The following is a 20,399-nucleotide window of genomic DNA, read 5'->3' on the forward strand; positions in this document are numbered from 1 at the left end:
GGCTTGCTTCCCTTAAGAGGAGGTGGAATAGCTGGATGAGGACTGCAGGAGCAGATGGAGGTCTTCAGGAATGGCGCGCCCGGCGGCCTTGCGTTCCGCAGCGAAGTCACGTGCCATCCGCGCCAGCTCGTCATCAGCCCGTTCCTGGAGATCGGTGACCGTGCTGAGGCTAATGCCCATAAAAACCAGTTTCAGCACGGCATGGCGCCAGCTGTGCTGGTCCAGGTAGGCGGCCGCGAAGGGGCCGGCGCCAGCCGCTACGAGGCTGCTCTCGTTTGTCCGCAGGGCCTCCGACGTCAGGCGCACTCCTGCCGTGACGACGACGGCCGGAAGTTCCGGCGAGCGCGTTGCCAATGCCCCCAATCCCTTCAGTACGCCGCGGCGTTCGGCTGAATCGCCGCCGTCGTAGAGCGCTAACAGGGCTTCGGCCAATTCATCCGGCGGAAGGACCTCCCCAAGCCGTCCGATCAGCTGGCCCCGCGCGTCGTCGCTTACGGTGCCGAACAGAACCCCGGCGGGATCGGCATCCGGCCGCAGGGGGCCGCGGCCCAGGCGGCGGCCGGCCATGGCAAAGATTTTGCCAAGGCTGGCGGGGTCGGCGGCGATCGCCGCTGTACTTTCCCGCAGCCATCGTTCCGATTCCGCCCTGGTTCCCGCTTTCCGCCACGCGGTGCCGAGCGCATCCATACTGCGTACCGCCAGCCCCGGCGCGTCGTGGGAGTGCCGCGGAAACTCGACGGCGGCAACACCGCGGTAGCCCAGCTCGGCCAGGGTTGCGAGTGCGAGCGGCAGGTCGACAGTGCCTTCGCCAAACGGCAGGTGCTCGTGGGCATGTGGGCGCATGTCGTCCAACTGGACGTTTGCCAGGAGTGGACCTGCCTGCAGCAGTGCGCCCCGCACCCCGCCCGGCTCCACCACTACGCAGTGGCCGATATCCACGGTCACCCGCAGGTTGTCTGGACTGCCGAGTTCTTCACGAAGGCGCAGCACGTCGGAAACCGTCTCGATCAACATACCCGGTTCGGGTTCGACGGCGAGGAGGACGCCCTTGCCGCGTGCGTACTCAACAGTGTCAGCGACCCGGGAGGTAAGCCGCTGCCATCCCGTTTCGGGGGTGGCGTCTTCAGGAAGTATGCCGGAGAAGAAGGAGACGCACTCTGCCTGCAGGGCGGCTGCTATGTCAACAGCACGGCGAAGGAATGCGACCCGGGCTTCGGCCTCTTCATCCACGAGCGCGGGCCGGTGCTTGTGCCGCGGGTCGAGCAGGAAACGGGTGCCTGTTTCAATGACGACGCGAAGCCCAAGCTCATCGAGCCGGCTTCGCAGTGCCTGCAGTTGCGCGTCCAGGTCCTCCGCGAACGGATCCAGGTGGGGGTGGCCCAAGGTCAGGGCCACTGCGTCGTAGCCCTGTTCCGCGAGGAGTTCGAGGGCGATGGGAAGGGGATGGTCGGCAAAACCGTTCGTACCGTATCCCAGGCTGAAGGGCATCGTGGGTGCTGAGATGGGTGTAGGTGCTGTCATGACTCGCTTATCCTCGAACTCCGGGGACGGGAACGCAGGACCATGCCGAGCAGGTCCACCGACGCAAGCACTCCGGCAGCGGCCACGTTTCCCTGCCGCAGCGTGAGGGCAACCTGCAGGGGGATCATCGCCCGGATGCCTGCCTTCGTGGCCTCGAGTGCGTTCGTCGCCACCGGCTTCCGGGCAGCCCGCAGCTGGGCCGGACCGCAGCGGACGGCGTAGGCCGCCGCCGCGGCGAGCACAGCAACGACCTGGATGCGGGGTACAGCAGAACCGGCAACTACGGCACCGGCCAGCAGGCCAGTGCCGGCAGCGACGCCGGAAGCCGTCGCCGTCGTTGTTCCCTCGACTTCACCGCGGGAAAGGAGGGTGACAGCCACCGTGTGACCGCCCATGATGCCGGCCGCCGCGAGTGCGGGGCGAACGTGCCCGGAGCCTGCGCCCATAAGAACGTCCAGGGCACGGCAGGACGCCATGGTGAGTGCACCGGCCACCGCATGGCTTTTGGCCAGCAGGTCATAGGTCCAGATTGCCGCGGCCAGGGGAAGCGCCACGGCGAACGCCCGCCTGCCGCCCCCGGCAGCGCTGAGGCTGAGCCCGGCCAGGGTCAGGGCTGCGGCCGCAGTTAGGGCGCTCCGTTCGCTGACCCGCCCGGACGGGATGGGCCGTCCCGGCCGCTCGCGCGCATCGATCCCGCGGTCGGCGTAGTCATTCAGGGCCATCCCGCCGGCGTAGAGGCAGGCGCTCGCAATCGGAAGGATCATCCGGCGGCCGCTGAGCGCGTGCCCGGCGGCGGACCCGCCCACAAGCGTGTCGCCGAGGACGGTAAGGACGGCCGGTGCACGGACCAGTTCAAGGTAATCGTTGATGCGGCTCACTGCTGCTCGGGGCTCCCGGTGCCGGCCGCCAGCTTCGCGCTTGCCGTCTGTGCCCACTCCACGAGGTTGGTGGTCTGGTTCGCAAACGAGTGCTCATCGCTGCCCCACGGATCCTTGAAGAAGAATCCCAGGGCACCTACGTGGTTTTCTTCTCCGGCAGCATGGGCCAACGCCATCAGACGTGAGAGGTCAAGCACCATGGGTGCGGCCAGCATGGAGTCGTAAGCGCTCCAGGTGGTTTGCAGCGTGAGGCGGGAGCCGAGGAAACCTTCAACGTTGATGTGGTCCCAGGCAACCTTCGTCTCACCGAGATCCTGGACGTTGTCAATGTGAAGCGGGGTAACCGCGCCTCCGGTCAGCTCCTGGAGCCCCCGGTTCTTCGACTGCAGTTTCCCTGCAACGGCACGCGGGTCAGCAAGCGTCGCTCCGTCACCGCCGCCGAGGAGGTTCGTTCCGGCCCAGGACAGGACACGCAGCCCGCGGGCGGCAAAGGCCGGAGCCAGAACGGAGCGCAGCCAGGTCTGGCCCGTCTTGCCATCCTGCCCCGCGGTCGGTACACGGTACCGGGCAGCCAGCTCGCGCAGCGCAGGCACGTCAAGAGCCGTGGAAGGTGTGAAACACACGTAGGGAGAGCCGGCCAGGACGGCGGCGTAGGCGCTGACGGAGCTGGGCGGAAGCACCGAGCGTGCGGGGTCCTTCATGGCGGCCAGCAGCAGGTCCGCGTCGCTGAACTCCGGGATGGGTTCAACCGGCGCCTCGGTGGAAGCGACATCGAGAACAATGACGCGGTCCAGGCGGTTGGAGTGCTTGAAATCTTTGATGTCCCGGGCAAGCCGTTGCACTACTTCAGCCTGCGACTCCGACTTCTGCGCATTGTTATAGCCCGGCCGCACGCGCTGGTCGGTTTCCAGAAGCTGGGGCCGGACGGATTCGAGCAGGTGAGGCGGAAGCATCCCCGATTCAACGAGTGCTTCGGCGCGCTTGGTCATGCATACATCACTGATGTCATGGCCGCCCACCACAAAGTCCGCGAAGCCGGGAAGCGCGACCCCGCGGAAGGGCTCCTGCTCCGTGACGCACCCGGTGGCGTTCGTGAGGCCGGCGGAAATGGCAGCCAAGCCCACCGCGGCTGTGGTCGCCACTGACCCCCGCGCGCCTATCAGCCAGATGCCCGTCTTTCCGTAGGCATAGGCGGCCGGTCCTGCGCTCGAGGTCACGCCCGGTGTCCCCTCAGCTGATGTACCCAATGTGATGTCCTTTCAAGGTGCGGTGTGCAAGCCCTCAACGGGCGGGCTTCATGAGCCGGTCGAAAATCTAAGCGTCAGTAGGAGTAGCAGGTGAGGAAGTTGAAGCTGTCCTCAGCGAATTCGCGGGTAGCCGGGGCACCATCACGCTCCACCACGTAGTACTTCACCGTTCCCTGCGCCGCGTCGAGGACCGGGGCCCAGTCGATGTCGCCCTCGCCGACGTCGGTCGGGATGGCCCGCGCGTCTCCATTCAGGAAACCGTCCTTAACATGCAGGAGTTCGATACGGTCGCCATGCTCCTCGATGAGTTTGACGACGTCGACGCCGGCGTCAGCAGCCCACAGGACGTCCAGTTGGAAGGTCACATACCGCGGATCGGTGTTCTCCACCAGGATCTCCCAGGCGCTCTTCATTTCCCCGGTTTCCGGATCGGCGAACTGGTTGGTGAATTCACCCTGGTGGTTATGGACGAAGATTTTGCCGGTGCCCGCCTTCTTTGACATCCCGCCTAAACGGTTCAATGCCTGCGCTGTCGCCAGGGTGTTCTCATACGTGCCGATGCCAGGCGACGCGGATCCACCCGATCCGGTGTACTTCTGGCCAATAACCTTCGCGTAGGCGAGTGTCTCGCCGAACTGCGCTTCGTTGGTGCTGCCGTGGGACGTGGGCGCCTTCAGGCTGTACCTGCCGAGCAGGTCGGCGAACTCAGCCGCAGTCCGGCCCTCGTAGGTGCCGCCGAAGGGCTCCACATTTTGGTAGCCGATGTCGCTCAACTCGGCGAGGACGGTCTCGGTGCCTACCTCGCGCGTCCAACCCCAGTAGCTGAACATCTGAATCGAAATCTTGCTGGCGGGAACGCTTCTGCCTGCACAGTCAGCAGCCGTGTACGAGTTGGGGGAAGCGGGAGCCGCGGCAACCGGACCGGCGAGTGCTGCAGTTGCCGTGATGGCCAGTGCCGCAGCTGCAGCGGCCCTGCGGAGGCCCCGGCGCCGGTGGGCCCGGCCGAAGTTGATGTCGTTGATCAAATCTTCCTCCTTGAAGTGATGCTGCATCTGCCCTGTCGGCGCCCCTTCGAATGGGGCGTCGCCCTGTGAGGCGTCGATCACAACGAACCTAACACGACTAATGACGTCAAACAACGAATGTCGTCCACTGCTCGATATATTCGCGCTTCCGGTGACGCGTCTTAGACCGAAACCGGGCGCAGTTATGCGGATTGCTCGAAGGGGGCGTTCGCTTGGTGCCTTTGGTGAGCGCTTATTTTGGGGGAGCAGGGCGTCAGCCTTCAGGCACGCGCTCGCGGACCCTTTTGTCGAAAGGTGTGCTTTAATTAGTCGATGAGTGACATAAGTACTTTCAACGGCTTAGGTTCATCCGGAGCGAGCGAACTGTTCCAGATCCTGCGCGACGGGCGCCCGCGTACGAGAACTGAACTCGCGGAGCAGATGGGGCTCGCACGTTCCACCATCACGCTCCGTATCGAGGCGCTTATGGAACTTGGGCTGGTCGGCTTCGTAGACGATGCTGTTTCCACTGGCGGGCGCCCCTCCTCACGTATTGCGTTGAAGGCCGGCAGCAAAGTTGTCCTCGGTGTGGACATCGGAGCATCGCACCTGAGTGTGGCGGTAACGGATCTCACCGGTCACCGCTTGCGTGAGGCCGCGCGCAGCATCGAAGTAACCCAGGGTCCGGACATAGTGCTGGAGGCTGTTGTCGAACTGGGTACCGAGCTGCTCAAGGACTCCGGGCGGGCAATGACGGATCTCCTGGCAATCGGCATCGGCCTGCCCGGCCCGGTGGAGCATAGGACCGGCAGGCCCATCAATCCCCCGATCATGCCCGGCTGGAACGGCTTCGACGTCCCGGGCCACCTGCAGGCCCACTTCCATGTTCCGATTCTTGTAGACAATGATGTGAACATCATGGCACTGGGGGAACGCAATGTTGCGTGGCCAAACATCGACAATCTCATCTTCGTCAAAGTGGCCACTGGCATCGGGTCGGGCATCGTGTCCAGCGGCATGCTACAGCGTGGCGCGGACGGAGTTGCCGGGGATATCGGGCACATCAGGGTGCACAACGGCGCCGGCGTTCCGTGCCATTGCGGAAATTTGGACTGCCTTGAAGCCGTAGCGTCAGGACCAGCCGTTGCGGCCAAGCTTCGCGAACACGGCGTGGAAGCGAACACCAGCGAAGACGTAGTACGGCTTGTCGGGGCCGGCAGTGCTGAGGCCGTGCGGGCGGTGCGGCAGGCAGGAAGGGACGTGGGTGAGGTTCTCTCCGCCTGCGTTAGCCTCATGAACCCATCTGTCATCGTCATTGGCGGCTCCATGGCATTGACGGGCGAGCACTTCATCGCAGGCATCCGGGAGGTCGTGTACTCCCGCACCATCCCGCTGGCAACCCAGCACCTCCAAATCGTCCAGTCCAGTTCAGGACTCGATGCCGGAGTGCTCGGCGCCAGCATGCTGGCTATTCACCACGCCATGTCTCCGCAGCGCATCGATGCCATGGTTTTGGGCTTGTCCGGTGCCGTGAGCGTCTAGCTCGTCACCTTCTTTCAATCTCCCTCCGACTTTTGCTTGACAGGCAACAAAACCGGCGATTAGTCTCAAACCCAAAGCCCGGTCGACGGCGACGCTACTTTTAGTTCGAGGCGCCGATGGCCGGTCAGGCTGAAAGCGAACATCACTTTCTGCCTGGGTTTCAGGCGCCAAACGTGCGCGTGAGATCAAGGAATTCATGGCAGCGAAAGGGTGCATCACAGCTGCACCATGAGTTCCAGTCGCCATCGCATCTGATGCTTATTGACGGCAACGGTGGAGCGGGAAGCTCACGGCGAAGACGCTGTGGGTGAAACAACCAACCGTGGGCGGCGTTGCCGCCTGGCCGTGGAAAGCCTCTGCCGCGAGCCCTCGTAAACAACCCGCTGCGTTGCAGCTTCGCATGCTTCCCCTCACCAATGCCGGTGGAGGAACGCATTACCTGCCAGGAAAGGCAAACATATGTGCTTCGGATTCAATGCCCCAGGCGCCCTTCGTCGTTCATTGGAAGAGAAGGGTGTCGACCGGCGCGGCTTCCTGAGGGGAGCGATGGCGGCAGGCGTGGGTGTCGGGCTTGCCGGGTTCGGCGGGACTGCTGCAATGGCCGCTCCGGCTGCCAAAGCGGCAGGCCGCCCGGTGCCGCCCGGACTGATCAGCATCCAGCTGTACACCCTGCGTTCGATCATGCGGGGCGAGGGCGTGGATGCCACGCTGGCAAGCCTCGCCAACTTCGGCTTCACCAAGGTTGAACTCGCCGGATTGTACGGCCGAACGGCCGAGGCGATGCGCTCGACGCTTGATTCACTCGGCATTACGCCCTCCTCGAGCCATGACGGAATCAGTGCCACCCCTGCCGCGCTCGAGACGAAGATCGCCAATGCCGTGACTCTCGGCCAGACCCACATCAACGTCCCGTACCTGGTTTCCAGCTCTGCAGCTGACTGGTACGGCTGGGCGAAGCAGATGAACGCGGAGGCCGCTGTTGCCCGGCAGGCCGGCCTCAAGTACGGCTACCACAACCACGCCCACGAGTTCACTACCGATCTCGGTGGCGGCCTGACCCCGTGGGACATCTTCACCAAGCACCTCGATCCAGAACTGGTCCACCTCGAGGTGGACCTGTACTGGGCAGTGACCGCAGGTGTTGGAGTGGGTGCAAAAGATCCTGTCCAGTTTGCCATCGATACCATCCTCCAGGCTCCGCAAAAGGTCCTGCAGTACCACGTGAAGGACCGCGCCCCCGCGGGCGATTTTGCAGACCTCGGAACCGGAACGATCGACTTTGCACGCATCTTCCGGGCACACACGCCGAAGGAATTTATCGTCGAGAACGACCAGCCCGATGTCACGCCGCTGCAGACGGCGGAGGTGGGCTACAAGTACCTTCGCGGGCTCCGCTTCTAACGGGGACCGTTCATATTTGAGAGTCGGGCCTGTGCTATTGGGGAGTGCAGGCCCGGCTCGGCCGTCCGCAGCCCGTCAGCCCGCTCTTCGTTCCGGAATTGCCTTATCTGCTGATGCCGGAAAATCGAAGAGGATCCCAATCTCCGCCTGGAGCAGGGATAGTTGTTGGTGCCAGCCTCGCCGTCAATCATGTGAAGGCCCGCCAGGTTGAAGGGCCGCGCCTGAAAGGAATGCCCCTGTGAATGCTTCAGCCTTAGGAACCCACCTATGACTGGCACTACAACGTCCGGGCAATGCGATGCCGTTCCTGATGATGCCCTGCGTGGCTTTATAGGCAGGACGTGGGCATGACTGATAAGGAGTTAGTGGTTCTCCTGGACGCGAACGGCCAGCCCTGCGGGACAGCGCCGAAGCAGGATATCCATGATCAACAAACCCCGCTTCATCTGGCGTTTTCCTGCTACGTGTTCGATCGGATGGGGCGGCTTCTTGTGACCCGGCGCGCCCTCGTGAAAGCTGCCTGGCCCGGGGTCTGGACCAATTCCTTCTGCGGACATCCGGCTCCAGGCGAGGACATGGTGGACGCGATCCGGCGACGAGGCCAGTGGGAACTCGGAATAGAGGTCCTGAATGTGGAGCAGCGACTGCCGCAGTTCAGGTACAGAGCTGTTGACCCGAATGGCATTGTGGAAAACGAGCTGTGCCCTGTCTTCACAGCCCTGACTGATGATTCGGTAGCGCCCCGACAATCTGAGGTGTGCGAGTACCAGTGGGTTTCCATGTCAAGCCTCGAGGCGGCAGCGGAGTCCGTTCCATGGGCTTTCAGCCCCTGGCTGGTCCTGCAGCTAAAGGAGCTGCGCAGCAGCCTCCTGTAAGGCGCTCCTGGGAATAATAGAGCCCGAAGTCACCCGTTCAGGGATTGGACGTGCTGGCTGGCCCGGCGTCGTCTGCCGGAACAAGGCCCGTAAGGAGCACCGTTCTGCCCTCGCGGCGGGCCAGTATGAACGCCGCTGCAAAGAGCACCGCCAGGATGGCAGCCGCAAGCCAGGCCGGCCCAGGCGTTCCGGGCCAAATTCCCGCCAGGCCGAGGAAGGCGGGGATGGTGGCAGTCGCCTGGCTGGCCAGAACCAGGCCCCACCCGATGATCGGGTCCAGGCGTCCCAGGCCCAGGGCCATCGAGGCGAACATCAAGCCCCAGAGAGCTGCCCATGCCACCCACAGCACGGCGAGGAGGGGATTGGAATGCAGCCAAACGGCGGCCAGCAGCAGCCCGACGAATGAAGCCATGCCGGAGAACCATCCCAACCCCTTGGACCCGAGGCCCAGCAGCACGTCCAGACCCACGTAGACGTAGGTCAGAGCGAACAGGAACATGCCCGCGGCAGTCGGCAACGGGCCTGCGCCGCCGTCGTCATTCGTCACGTATACGACGGCGAGGACCAGTTGGATGGACCCCACCACCAGGCTGAGCACGGCTGCATCGCGGCGCGGCACATGCGCGAGCATGGCAAGGCCGTTAATCAGCAGTGCGGCGCCGGAAAGGAGGAGGCATACGTGTGGCATCAGGACATCTCGCAGGTACACCGTGACGCGACAGGAGTTTTCATGAAGTGGAAGTTGTTTGTCACAATACGGACAATAGAGTCAAGCTCGCGTCCCCGCCTAACGGTACCCGGTCGTAATCCGATAGGTTGAAACGTAAACTTTCTGGGACAGTGCTGCCTCCGCGTCGCCGTCCCGCGTTCGGCCCACGGTAAGGAATAGTTCATGGATGCACGGCTGGAGGCCATCAGGGACACGGTCCTGGCCCGGAACCCTGGCGAGGCGGAATTCCACCAAGCCATCACGGAAGTCTTCGAGAGCCTGGGGCCGGTCCATGACCGGCACCCCGAGTTTCTCGAAGCTGCCATTCTGGAGCGGCTCTGCGAACCCGAACGGCAGATTATTTTCCGCGTACCGTGGACCGACGATGCCGGCCGCGTGCAGATCAACCGCGGCTTCCGGGTGGAATTCAACTCCGCCCTGGGCCCCTACAAAGGCGGCCTGAGGTTCCACCCCTCCGTCTACCTTGGCATTGTTAAGTTCCTTGGCTTCGAGCAGATCTTCAAAAACGCCCTCACCGGCATGCCCATCGGCGGCGGCAAGGGTGGCTCCGACTTTGACCCCCGCGGCCGCAGTGATGCCGAAGTCATGCGGTTCTGCCAGTCCTTTATGACCGAGCTCTACCGCCACATCGGCGAATACACCGATGTCCCGGCCGGCGACATCGGGGTGGGCGGGCGCGAAATCGGCTACCTGTTCGGCCAGTACAAGCGCATAACCAACCGCTATGAATCCGGTGTCCTCACCGGCAAGGGCATCTCCTGGGGCGGCTCCCTGGTAAGGCCCGAGGCCACCGGTTTTGGGACCGTGATCTTCACCCAGGAAATGCTGAAGACTCGGGGGGCGTCCTTCGAGGGCCAGCGCGTGGTGGTTTCCGGCTCCGGCAACGTGGCCATCAACGCGATCGCCAAGGCGCAGGCGTTGGGTGCCGCGGTGGTGGCCTGCTCCGACTCTTCCGGCTATGTGGTGGATGAGGCAGGAATCGACATCGCGCTGCTCCGCGACGTGAAGGAAGTGGAACGAGGCCGCCTGAAAGACTATGCGGAACGCCGCGGCGGCGCCTCCTACGTGGAAGGCGGCTCCGTCTGGGACGTGAATGCCACCGTAGCGTTGCCCTGTGCCACCCAGAACGAGCTCGACGGCGATGCTGCCGCCCGGCTGGTCCGCAACGGGCTCCTCGCCCTCGGCGAGGGCGCGAACATGCCGTCCACCCGCGATGCCGTGGCAGTGTTCCAGGAAGCCGGCGTGCTGTTTGGCCCGGGCAAGGCGGCCAATGCCGGAGGCGTTGCGACATCGGCCCTTGAGATGCAGCAGAACGCCAGCCGTGACTCATGGTCCTTCGAGCACACGGAGGAGCGGCTCACCGACATCATGGTGGGCATCCACCACCGCTGCGCGTCCACCGCTGACGAGTACGGCGACCCGGGCAACTACGTCCTCGGCGCCAACATCGGCGGTTTCGTCAAGGTGGCCGACGCGATGCTGGCGCAGGGGCTGATCTAGCCGGACCGTCTATCGGTTCCTGCCCCTGGCAGCCACCCTCCACCGGTCCACGAGTTGTCCCTGCTGTACGACGGCCACTTCGTCCACGAGGTTGATAGCCAGGCACACATGGTTGGGGATGACCCTCAGCTGGGTGCCGATGGGCGGCGGCGTTCCGCCGTCGTGCCATTCCACGGTGGCGTGGTGCTCCGAGAGGGCGGTGATCCGGGCATCGATATGGTCGATCAACCGGCCAAATCCAGTTGCCCAGGACGGGCGGTCGCTGCCCAGGATCTTGCTGCCGGCGTCAACGATAAAGCGCGCAGGGGTTCCGTGCGGAGTGCTGTGGTGGCTGACCACTGTGGTGGCAACGGTGAGGGCGATGTCTTCGAGGGCGCACCGGCCCAGCTCAAGTTGCTGGGCGTCACCGAATACGTAGACGCCAGGACGTACTTCGGTGGCAGCGGAACCCTCGGTGAGCAGCGCCGTCGGCGTGGATCCGCCACTGCGGACCTGCGCCTCGAACCCAGCCTCGGCAAGGGCCTCTGCCGCATGCTTCAAAGCTGCCTGCTCCTGCACCGCCGCCTCGATCGGCATCCCCGGGGCGTAGCTGTGGCCTGGGAAGGTGAACACACCTGCCACCTTCAAACCGGCGTCGGAGGCTGCCCGGGCCACCGTTGCCGCGGCTTCCGGCCGGACGCCGCTGCGGTGGTGGCCGCTGTCGATCTCAACAAGGACGGCAACTTCCCCTGCCGCATCACCCAGGCCCTTTCCGAGCATTGCGGCACCGGCCGCAGAGTCCACGCCGACCGAAATGACTGCCGTTGCCACCAGCCGCCGGAGACGTTCAGCCTTCTCCGGAGAGAGCCACAGGGGGTAGGCAATGAAGAAGTTGTCCACACCCCTCGCTGCGAACACCTCCGCCTCGCCGATGGTCGCCACGGTCAATCCCGCTGCACCGGCGGCGAGCTGCCGGGCTGCGATCTCGGGAATCTTGTGGGTCTTGCCATGCGGTCGCAAGGCAAGGCCCTTGGCCTGGACTGCGCGGGCCATCCGCTCGATGTTGCGGTCCAGTACATCCACGTCAACCAGGATTTCGGGTGTGTCAATCAATAAAGGAATGGTCATTCGGCGAACCAGTTCCGGGCCGGGTTGGTCACTTCCGGGGCCGCGCGGTGCAGTTCAGGCTGGGCCGCCCAGCGCACACCGTTCGCCAGGACCCGCTGGATCTGCGGGTGGTGGTACACCGGGTATTCCTGGTCGCCGGGGCTGAAGTAGAAGATGCGCCCCTTGCCGCGGGTGAAGGTGACGCCGGAGCGGAACACCTCGCCGCCGGCGAAGGAGCTGATGAAGATCAGGTCGTCCGGGTCCGGGATGTCGAACAGCTCGCCGTACATCTCCTGCTCGGGGATCACGATGGGGCTGTCCACGCCCTCAGCTATGGGGTGCGACGGTTTCACGGTCCACACCAGCTCGCGCTCGCCGTCGTTCCGCCAGGCGAGGGAGCAGGTGGTGCCCAGCAGCCTGGTGAAGACCTTGGCGAAGTGCCCGGAGTGGAGCACGATCAGTCCCATTCCGCAAAGGACGTGGCGGTGAACGCGTTCGACGACAGCGTCGCTCACCTCTTGATGTGCCATGTGTCCCCACCAGAGCAGGACGTCCGTTTCCGCGAGCGCCTCCTCGTCAAGGCCGTGCTCATCGTCTGTGGCGAGGACCGCCGTCGTGATTTCCGCTTCCGGGTAGTACGAGCGGAGACCCGCGGCAATGGCGCCGTGAATGCCGTCAGGGTAGATTTCCCCGATGTGGGACGGCTCGTTGATGGCCTCGTGGACGCCCTCGTTCCACACCCGGATCCTCAGTTTGCCGTTCATTAGAGGCGAACCTCCCTCTGCTCCCGCGCGGACTGGTAGCACGCGTCGATAATCTGTGCCCGGTAGAGGGCCAGCGATCCGTCGTGCCCGCCCCAGACTGCCGTTCCACCGCGCACTGCCGTTACAAAATCTTCCACAACTCCGTCATGGGCGCGCCCCGGCAGCACCGGCGGCACGTAATCGGCGCTTTCCCCGTCCCTTTCCGTGAAAACCCGAAGCTGGCCGACAGGCGGGAAAGGTGCCCCCTGGACCTTAAGTTCCGCGCCACCGTCGGTGCCGTAGACGGTGAAGTCCAGCAGGTCGTCCGTTTCCCGGTACGTGGCCCAGCTCGCCTCGATCAACAGCGTTCCGCCGCCCTCAAGGCGGAGGAACGCGGAGGCGAAGTCTTCCACCTCGAAGGCGTGGCTCGAGGCCAGGGCGGAGTAGGCGCTTCCGCCGCCGCGCCCCTGCGGGCCCAGCTCTGAATGTGTGGCAGCCGAGACTGCCACCACCTTCGGTTCGCCGAGCAAGTGCAGCGCGTAATCCAGGGCGTGGACTCCGATGTCCGCGAGCGGTCCGCCGCCTGCCAGTTCGGGGTTGGTGAACCAGCTGCCCAGCGTCGGGATGCCCGAACGGCGCAGCCAGGATGCCTTCGCGTAATACGGCCGGCCCAGGCCGCCGTCGTCAATGACACCCTTCAGCGCCTGGATGTCGCCGCGGCGGCGGTGGTTGAAGGCCACGTCCAGGACGCGCCCCGCTTTTCGTGCCGCGTCCACCATTGCCTGGCCTTCGACGGCGTTGCGTGCGATGGGCTTCTCGCTGAGCACGTGGATTCCCCGCTCCAGGGCGGCGACGGCAATGGGTGCGTGCAGGAAGGTGGGCACCGCAACGCTGATGGCATCCAGGCCGCCGTGCTCCAGCATGTCCTCCCAATCGGCGAAGGCGTTGGGAATCGAGAAGTCGGCCTGCAGGGAGTTACGCAGTTCCTGCTCCATCCCCGCCAGCGACACGATGCGGACGCCAGGCAGCGAAGCGTAGGCCTTGAGGTGCTGCTGTCCCGCCCAGCCGATGCCGACGACGCCCACACGCAGTTCCTGGCTACCTTCCCGGAGTTCTTCTGCCGGCGCTTTCTGAGGGGTCGGGGGCTGCTGGCCGGACGACTGCTCGTTCTTCACGGATGCTTCCTTTTCCTTGGCGGTAGACGGTTGTGACCGGTGCTCTTGGAATCGATTCTTCGTGCTGCTGCGGGTTTTCCCCAGCATAACTGCCTTCGAGGGGACGATCATCGGGGCCCTCCATCGGGAATGCCGCCACCCCCTGAAACAACGATTTAACAATTCCGCGCGACGCCTGAAACATGAGCTTGGCTACTCTGAGCACGGTCCGCTGGAGCTGCTCGACCTGCCCATCAAGTTCCTGGCCGTCTCAGCCAAGTAGAACCCTGCGGGGCGCCAAGTTAATCGGGCGTGGACCCTTGCCGCCTTTGTCCGCACCCCACCTGGCTGCCCGCGTGCAATCAGTGGGACTGCTGAAACTCGCAGGTGGATGACTGAAACCATCATTTAACACGCCTGAAACCTACCCAAAAATGGCAGCCATACAGTTGGAGCACGACGGCAATAGCTGCCCTCCGATGAACGTGGTACTGACCCCGCGTCCCTCCTCCGGAGCGGCTCTGACGGCAACTTACCGTTCTCTCTTCGCATCACGAAAGGGGTTTCCCATGGATTCGGGAAATGTCGCATGGATTCTGGCCAGCTCGGCGCTGGTCTGCATGATGATCCCCGCCCTGGCCCTGTTTTACGGGGGCATGGTGGGGTCGCGCCGCATTCTCAACATGATGATGATGTGCTTCGGCGGCGCCAGCCTGGTGGCTGTCCTCTGGGCACTGTTCGGCTACTCGATGGCCTTCGGAAACTCCGTAGGCGGCTTGGGACTCATCGGTGACGTCACCGAGTTCCCCGGCATGGCGCAGCTGCTCCCGGCTGATGAGGGTGCCTCCATCCCGGTGGTCCTGTTCGCCGCGTTCCAGCTGTTCTTCGCCTGCGTTACAACTGCCCTGGTTGCTGGAGCCGCAGCGGGCCGCATGAAGTTCGGTGCCTGGATGCTGTTCGCCGGGATTTGGGCCACCATCGTCTACTTTCCCATCGCGCACTGGGTGTTCGCCTTCTCCTCCGCGGACGGCAGCACGGTTGGCGGCTGGATCGCCAGCGGCATCAAGGCCATCGACTTCGCTGGTGGCACCGCCGTCCACATGAACGCCGGCGCCGCCGCCCTGGCCCTTGCCTTGGTCCTGGGCAAGAGCTCGGGCTGGCCCAAGGTGGAGCACGCCAAACCGCACAGCCGGCCGCTGGTCCTCATCGGCGCAGGGCTGCTGTGGGTGGGCTGGTTCGGCTTCAACGCCGGTTCCGCTCTTTCGGCCGGCCAGTCGGCGTCGGTGGTTTTCCTGAACACCGCCGTTGCCGCTTCCGCCGGCCTCCTCGCCTGGGCGCTCGTTGAGCGGCTGCGCCGCGGCGCAGCCACCAGCATGGGCGCGGCATCCGGCCTGATCTCGGCACTGGTGGCCATCACACCCGCCTGTGGTGCCGTCAGCCCTCTCGGGGCGGTTGCCATCGGCGCCATCGCCGGGGCCGTCTGCTCCCTGGCCATCGAGCTGAAGTTCCGGCTGGGCTATGACGACTCGCTCGACGTCGTAGGCGTCCACCTGGTGGGCGGCATCCTCGGCACGCTGCTGATCGGCCTGTTCGCAACCGACGCCGCACCCAACGCCGTCAACGGCCTGTTCTACGGGGGCGGCGTTGAACTGCTGGGTGTCCAGTCGCTGGCAACCGTCACGGTGCTTGCCTACTCCTTCGGCATTACCTGGATCCTGGCGAAGATCCTGGACAAGACCATTGGCCTGCGCATCAAGCCGGAGGACGAGTTGCGGGGCATCGACCTTGCCGCCCACTCGGAACTGGCCTACCTCACGGATGAAGATCCGGTGGAGCTTGGTTCGCCCCAGCGGGCCTAGCAGGCATTAAGCGGTCCGGGTGGAGGCACCCGGAGCACGCGTCAGGCAGAGGGCCAAGCCTTGGACCGGTGCCAGCAGCAGCTGGCTTATAGTTCCAAGGTTTGGCCCTTTGTTGTGCTGTCCAGTAGCCGGAATCCAGGGTCATTGCCCGGTGCAGACCAGATTGCCGCCCCGAACTTCCAATACTGCTGCCCTGACGTGGCTGAGGCGGGTCTTCGGGTCATCGGCCATGGTGTCGATGTCCTCGCCGCCCCAGTGCGGGTGCGTGAAGTAGACCAGCAGGGCCTGTTCCTTCCCGTCTTCCCGGGCTGCGAGGGGAACCACATCTGCGTGGCGTCCGACGACGGGCCTTCCGTCCACTGATTCCGGTTGCGTGAGGATGAGCCCGCCCAGGTGTTCCTGCCGGACCCAGTTGCCGGTGGCGTCACCTGAGCGGTAAATGGCCTGGCCCCGCCATTCGTCAACGATCATCCAGTAGGTCCCCTCGAGCCGGAAGACTTTGGGTCCTTCGTGGGGACGGCCGGGGATGGTGAGGCCTTCCCGGATCCACGACGACGGGTCCTGGGGCGTCTCGCTCACCGCGCTGCAGGTATTGGAGCCGCGGGCCTCATCTTTGTACCAGAGCCGGTAGCGGCCGTCCCCGCACAAGGCGACGGCGGCGTCGATGACCCGTGGCGAGTCCAGGTCGATGGCGCCGAGGTACTCCCACCTGACCAGGTCCCGGCTGGCCAGCTGGACGATGGATGCATTGCCGGTCCAGTCTGTCCGGACTCCGCCCAGGACCGTCAGGTACATGATCCACCGGTCACGGATTCTTACGACGTCGGGAGCCCACAGGGTTGCCGGCAGTTCAGTTTCCGGCGGCACCAGTCCGTCCACGGTGCCTTGGTAGCTCCAGCTTCGTCCGCCGTCGGACGACCTCGCCACGCCGATCGCTGTGGCGTGCACCCACTCAACACCGGTCAGTCCCGGTGCCGTAGCCCGGCGCTGCGTGTAGAAGAGGACCCACTCGCCGGTGAGGTGGTCCGGAACCAGGACGGGATCGGTAGGCCCGTCCCAGACCGGATCGCGGTACGGACTCCGGAAGGCATCAGCGCGCAGGGGAGGCAGGCTCGAAGATGGAAGGATTCCGGGGGCCTGCTGCTGCTGCACGTCTTCTCCAACGTTGTACTTTTCAGTTAGCCCCAAGCATACTGGCACCACTCCTGTTTACTCCTGGAACAGCCCTGCCAGGTCCTCTGCGGTGATGGAGCCACCGGCCAAGGCATCGCCTTCCAGCACGTCGGCGAACAGCTGCGACTTCCGGGCCTTCAGCGCCATAACCTTTTCTTCGATCGTGTCCTTGGCGACAAGCCGGTAGACCATGACGTTCCGCTCCTGCCCGATCCTGTGCGTCCGGTCCACAGCCTGCGCCTCGGACGCCGGGTTCCACCATGGATCCAGCAGGAACACGTAATCGGCCTCCGTAAGGTTCAGCCCAAACCCGCCGGCCTTCAGCGAGATCAGGAACACCGGTGCACTGCCGTTTTTGAACTCGCTGACAACGTCGGCCCGGTTGCGGGTTCCGCCGTCGAGGTAGCAGTACTCAATCTTCTCCTCGTCCAGCCGCTCCCTGACCTTGCCGAGGAAGCCCGTGAACTGGCTGAAGATCAGGGCCCGGTGGCCCTCCGCCACCAGGTCCTCCAGCTGCTCGAACAGCACGTCCAGCTTGCTGGACCGGACCGACGACAACGCCGGATCAACAAGCGATGCGTCCAGGCTGAGCTGCCGCAAAAGGGTCAGCGACTGGAAGATGGTGAAGCGGTTCTTGTTGACGTCCTCGATCAGCCCCAGGATCTTCTGCCGTTCCCGCTGCAGGTGCGTCTGGTACACCTTCTGGTGGCGCGGGTTCAGCACCACTTCCAGGATCTGCTCCTGCTTGGGCGGCAGGTCCTTGATGACCTGGTCCTTGGTGCGGCGCATCATCAGCGGACGGACCCGACGGCGGAGCTTGTCCAGCTGCCCCTTATCACCGTTTTTTTCCACAGGCTTCTGGTAGTACTCCGCGAAACGCTTGGGACTGGAGAACAGCCCCGGCGCGACGATCGAGGTGAGCGCCCAGAATTCCATAAGGTTGTTTTCCAGCGGTGTGCCTGTGATTGCGAGCTTAAAAGCGGCCGGCAGTTTCCGGGCACACTGGTACGCCTTGGACTGGTGGTTTTTTACAAACTGGGCCTCGTCCAAAACCAGGCCCGCCCACTCGCGGGAGGCGTATGCCTCGTAATCGATCCGGAACAGGGCATAGGACGTGATCACGATGTCCACCCCGGCGAGCGATTCTGCCGGGACCTGGCTGCTCTTCGCGAAGGTTTCACTGATGGCTTGGATCTTTAAACCGGGAGCGAAGCGCGCTGCTTCCAGGGCCCAGTTGCCCACGACGCTGGTGGGCGCCACCACTAAGAAGGGAGCGCCGGCGCCGGGCGCCGGGACCAAGGTGCCGGGTGCGGGTTCCCCAGAAGCAACCGACAGCGCCAGTTCCTTTGCCGCGCACATCAGGGCGAGCGCCTGCACGGTCTTGCCAAGGCCCATGTCGTCGGCCAGGATGCCGCCCAGGCTGTGCCGGTACAGGAAGGTGAGCCAGTTAAAGCCCTCCAGCTGGTACGGACGCAGTTCGGCGTTCAGGGTGGACGGGAGCGGCAGGCCGTCCACGCCACCCTCAAGCAGGCCGCCAACCGCCGAGCGCCAGGCCGCCGCCTGCTCATCTACGATTCCCAGCTGGGCCAGCTCATCCCACAGGCCTGCCTGGAAGCGGCTGATCTGCAGCGGTGCGTCCTTGTTGTCCTGCAGCGAGCGGGCCTCCTCGATCAGCGCCCGCAGCTGGTGCAGTTCGGGGAGGTCCAACGAGAAGTAGGCGCCGCTGGGCAGCAGCATCTTGGTTTGCCCCGCCGCGAGCGCGGAGAACACGGCGGCGAAGGAAACCGGCTGTCCCTCAAGGGAGATCTGGATGCCGAGGTCGAACCAGTCGCGCTGCTCGGTGGCCTTGGTGGAGATGGAAACCACCGGCGCTTCTTCAGCCTCGCGGTAGTCGGCGATGTCGCCCGCGGTGTCCACGTCGACGTCGGGAGCCTGGCGCAGGCGGGGCAGTACTTCCTCGGTGAACCCCAGGGTGTCCAGGCCCTTCAGCTCTACCGAAGCCGCGAGCCGGGGAGTGCCCCAGCCGCCGGTTGCGGATTCGCCCAGGGCCGGGACCACGTCCCAGGGCTGGCCGATCCCTTCAAGGATCCGGGCCTCGGCGGTGTCGTCTCGGTAGCCGTGGTCGCCGGGGTGCCGCCACAGCGGTTGGGCCGTGACCAGGTTTCCTGTTTTGTAGTGCCATTCCCAGTGGAGCCGCACCTTGTGGTCGGCGCCGTAATTTGCCAGCAGGGAGAGGGTGGGGAGGGCCAGGGTGGGAAGTTCAACAGACTCATCGCGGGCAGTGACGCGGGCCGCCTGCTTCAGCCTGGGGTAGAACCCGGTGAGGAAGCGCGACTCGTCCTTGGCGGGAATGTGGAGGGTGCTGCCCGCAGTAACAAAGGCCAGCAGCTCCTCGCTCAGGCCACTTTCCAGCGGCGCCAGCGTGATGACACCGTCGGGGTCCGGGACGCCCGGCAAGGCCGCCTCCCCGGACGTTACAAAAATGCCGTGCGCCGGACGGCCGATGGTGCCTATCGACGCCGGATCAACCTCAACGCCCTCAACGGTGACGGTGGGCGCAAGCTCCAGCCCGCCGTCCGAAGTTTGAGCTTTGGCGGGCGTACCGTTTGACTCCACGGCAGCAGCGGAAGGTTTAGTGACGGGCGAGCCGTAACGGCTGAGGTTAAGGCCGACGGCGGCGGGGGACTCCGCGAGCCGGACCGGTTCGGTGCCGCGCGAGTGGACCAGTGCCAGGCCGATCTTTTTGGCGTCCGCCAGCAGGCTCCAGAGATTCTTTCCGGAGTAGGTGTTCAGGCCCAGCCAGAGGCCTGATGAGTTCTGCATCCGGGCGGCCGAGGCGGAGTGCGCAGCCAGGAACTCCTGCATCCACTCGACGTGCGACTCGTTGCACTCACGGCGGAAGTTCAGGTAGCTCAGGGTGTTCCAGGAGACGTCGCCGCGGATCCACTTGCCCTTGGCGCCCATGATGACCGGGCGGGCCTTGAGCTGGCGGACACTGCGCAGCGGGTCCCGGCGGCCTGTGTAGGAAAAGTGCGGCGCGGGCTCTTCAATCTCGAACTGGAGCGCCAGGGGCACGCCGTTGGTCGAGGGCGCAATTCCCGGCTGGGAGATCAGCGGGCTGAGGGCCCGTTCCCAATCAGAAACGGCGGTGGCCGGTGCGTGCGAGACTTGGGTGGCGGTGGCCGGCGAAAGCAGCTGCACGCGGGTGGCCGGATTATCCTCGGCGGCGAAGAGCAGCGCCGCCACATGCTTGCAGTCCTTCCGCACCGGGCAGCTGCACACCCCTACGGTGCAGCTCCAGCCGCCACCCTTGCGGACCAGCTTGGCGGTGGTCGAATACGGAAGGTCCGCGCCGCCGCGGACCTTGCCCAGCATGAGTCCGGTGGCGGCGTCGAACGAAATTCCCGAGACGCGGCTTCCCATGGCATACGCCAGTCCGGCCGCCAGCGAACGGTCGTTGATGGCGGGAGTCTGTATTGCCAGTGCCGCACTCTCGTCCGGTTGGGATGGCATGGTGCGCGCTACTTTCAGCAGGCCACGGCGGGGCCGGGGCCGGTGGTTGGTTATCTGATCCATCTTAGTTCGCCCGCGGGGGAGGGAGTGCCGCCGTCGATTTCCCAGGCAGGGACAACTGGCCCCACAATCTTCGCCGGACGTTCACTTCCCCCTCAACGCCGTTGGTACCG

At 64.8% G+C, this 20,399-nt stretch carries 15 protein-coding genes; 5 read left to right on the forward strand and 10 right to left on the reverse strand.

The features are described 5' to 3' along the window. Window positions 1-12: 12 nt before the first annotated feature. The 4 genes from QFZ70_RS00560 to QFZ70_RS00575 form a co-directional block, all read right to left on the reverse strand. Entirely contained in the window at window positions 13-1,521 is a 1,509-nt protein-coding gene (locus QFZ70_RS00560; protein WP_307093591.1) for an EboA domain-containing protein, read from the reverse strand. Further along, a complete protein-coding gene (locus QFZ70_RS00565; RefSeq protein ID WP_307093592.1) occupies window positions 1,518-2,456 on the reverse strand; it encodes an SCO3242 family prenyltransferase in 939 nt (312 codons plus the stop codon). The genes QFZ70_RS00560 and QFZ70_RS00565 overlap by 4 nt, the downstream gene beginning before the upstream one ends. Beyond that, the gene (locus QFZ70_RS00570) at window positions 2,396-3,646 is read right to left on the reverse strand and encodes an inositol-3-phosphate synthase (protein ID WP_307093593.1); all 1,251 of its coding nucleotides are present in this window, start codon (window positions 3,644-3,646) and stop codon (window positions 2,396-2,398) included. Before QFZ70_RS00570 ends, QFZ70_RS00565 begins: the two co-directional genes overlap by 61 nt. A gap of 74 nt (window positions 3,647-3,720) precedes the next feature. Continuing rightward, window positions 3,721-4,752: a sugar phosphate isomerase/epimerase gene (locus QFZ70_RS00575; protein ID WP_307093594.1), complete on the reverse strand. Its 1,032-nt coding sequence runs from the start codon at window positions 4,750-4,752 to the stop codon at window positions 3,721-3,723. A gap of 231 nt (window positions 4,753-4,983) precedes the next feature. On the opposite strand from QFZ70_RS00575, the gene QFZ70_RS00580 reads away from it, so the two are divergent. The 3 genes from QFZ70_RS00580 to idi all read left to right on the forward strand — a co-directional run bounded on the left by QFZ70_RS00580 (window position 4,984) and on the right by idi (window position 8,468). Then, complete coding sequence (locus QFZ70_RS00580) at window positions 4,984-6,192, forward strand: ROK family transcriptional regulator (RefSeq protein ID WP_307093595.1); 1,209 nt, start codon at window positions 4,984-4,986, stop codon at window positions 6,190-6,192. A gap of 501 nt (window positions 6,193-6,693) precedes the next feature. After that, the gene (locus tag QFZ70_RS00585; RefSeq protein ID WP_307093596.1) at window positions 6,694-7,593 is read left to right on the forward strand and encodes a sugar phosphate isomerase/epimerase; all 900 of its coding nucleotides are present in this window, start codon (window positions 6,694-6,696) and stop codon (window positions 7,591-7,593) included. Window positions 7,594-7,940: 347 nt separating this feature from the next. Further along, the gene (gene idi, locus QFZ70_RS00590) at window positions 7,941-8,468 is read left to right on the forward strand and encodes an isopentenyl-diphosphate Delta-isomerase (protein ID WP_307093597.1); all 528 of its coding nucleotides are present in this window, start codon (window positions 7,941-7,943) and stop codon (window positions 8,466-8,468) included. A gap of 37 nt (window positions 8,469-8,505) precedes the next feature. On the opposite strand, the gene QFZ70_RS00595 is transcribed toward idi, so the two are convergent. Beyond that, window positions 8,506-9,156, reverse strand: coding sequence for an AmiS/UreI family transporter (locus tag QFZ70_RS00595; RefSeq protein WP_307093598.1), 651 nt, complete (start codon window positions 9,154-9,156; stop codon window positions 8,506-8,508). A 204-nt stretch (window positions 9,157-9,360) separates the two neighbouring features. Here QFZ70_RS00595 and gdhA point away from each other — a divergent pair, with 204 nt between their 5' ends. Further along, window positions 9,361-10,698: an NADP-specific glutamate dehydrogenase gene (gene gdhA, locus QFZ70_RS00600; RefSeq protein ID WP_307093599.1), complete on the forward strand. Its 1,338-nt coding sequence runs from the start codon at window positions 9,361-9,363 to the stop codon at window positions 10,696-10,698. 9 nt (window positions 10,699-10,707) lie between these two features. On the opposite strand, the gene QFZ70_RS00605 is transcribed toward gdhA, so the two are convergent. From QFZ70_RS00605 to QFZ70_RS00615, 3 genes are read right to left on the reverse strand one after another with little or no spacing between them, the layout of a single operon-like run. Continuing rightward, on the reverse strand, window positions 10,708-11,805 hold the full coding sequence (locus QFZ70_RS00605) for an alanine racemase (RefSeq protein WP_307093600.1): 1,098 nt from the start codon (window positions 11,803-11,805) through the stop codon (window positions 10,708-10,710). Further along, entirely contained in the window at window positions 11,802-12,548 is a 747-nt protein-coding gene (locus QFZ70_RS00610; RefSeq protein ID WP_307093601.1) for a ThuA domain-containing protein, read from the reverse strand. Before QFZ70_RS00610 ends, QFZ70_RS00605 begins: the two co-directional genes overlap by 4 nt. Continuing rightward, a complete protein-coding gene (locus QFZ70_RS00615) occupies window positions 12,548-13,618 on the reverse strand; it encodes a Gfo/Idh/MocA family protein (protein ID WP_307097759.1) in 1,071 nt (356 codons plus the stop codon). Before QFZ70_RS00615 ends, QFZ70_RS00610 begins: the two co-directional genes overlap by 1 nt. Before the next feature lie 632 nt (window positions 13,619-14,250). On the opposite strand from QFZ70_RS00615, the gene QFZ70_RS00620 reads away from it, so the two are divergent. Next, entirely contained in the window at window positions 14,251-15,540 is a 1,290-nt protein-coding gene (locus QFZ70_RS00620; RefSeq protein WP_307093602.1) for an ammonium transporter, read from the forward strand. 141 nt (window positions 15,541-15,681) lie between these two features. Here the strand turns inward: QFZ70_RS00620 and QFZ70_RS00625 are convergent, their stop codons facing one another. Next, the gene (locus tag QFZ70_RS00625) at window positions 15,682-16,692 is read right to left on the reverse strand and encodes a glycoside hydrolase (protein ID WP_307093603.1); all 1,011 of its coding nucleotides are present in this window, start codon (window positions 16,690-16,692) and stop codon (window positions 15,682-15,684) included. A gap of 57 nt (window positions 16,693-16,749) precedes the next feature. Next, window positions 16,750-20,226: a DEAD/DEAH box helicase gene (locus tag QFZ70_RS00630; protein WP_307093604.1), complete on the reverse strand. Its 3,477-nt coding sequence runs from the start codon at window positions 20,224-20,226 to the stop codon at window positions 16,750-16,752. Window positions 20,227-20,399 lie beyond the last annotated feature (173 nt).

It is taken from the genome of Arthrobacter sp. V1I9 (genome assembly GCF_030817075.1).
Classification (GTDB): domain Bacteria; phylum Actinomycetota; class Actinomycetes; order Actinomycetales; family Micrococcaceae; genus Arthrobacter.

What these genes read in the sequence shown, in the direction of transcription:
- QFZ70_RS00560 (WP_307093591.1), bottom strand. Translation starts at nt 1,521, where the DNA reads ATGACAGCACCTACACCCATCTCAGCACCCACGATGCCCTTCAGCCTG.
- QFZ70_RS00580 (WP_307093595.1), top strand. Translation starts at nt 4,984, where the DNA reads ATGAGTGACATAAGTACTTTCAACGGCTTAGGTTCATCCGGAGCGAGC.
- idi (WP_307093597.1), top strand. Translation starts at nt 7,941, where the DNA reads ATGACTGATAAGGAGTTAGTGGTTCTCCTGGACGCGAACGGCCAGCCC.
- QFZ70_RS00595 (WP_307093598.1), bottom strand. Translation starts at nt 9,156, where the DNA reads ATGCCACACGTATGCCTCCTCCTTTCCGGCGCCGCACTGCTGATTAAC.
- gdhA (WP_307093599.1), top strand. Translation starts at nt 9,361, where the DNA reads ATGGATGCACGGCTGGAGGCCATCAGGGACACGGTCCTGGCCCGGAAC.
- QFZ70_RS00605 (WP_307093600.1), bottom strand. Translation starts at nt 11,805, where the DNA reads ATGACCATTCCTTTATTGATTGACACACCCGAAATCCTGGTTGACGTG.
- QFZ70_RS00610 (WP_307093601.1), bottom strand. Translation starts at nt 12,548, where the DNA reads ATGAACGGCAAACTGAGGATCCGGGTGTGGAACGAGGGCGTCCACGAG.
- QFZ70_RS00620 (WP_307093602.1), top strand. Translation starts at nt 14,251, where the DNA reads ATGGATTCGGGAAATGTCGCATGGATTCTGGCCAGCTCGGCGCTGGTC.
- QFZ70_RS00630 (WP_307093604.1), bottom strand. Translation starts at nt 20,226, where the DNA reads ATGCCATCCCAACCGGACGAGAGTGCGGCACTGGCAATACAGACTCCC.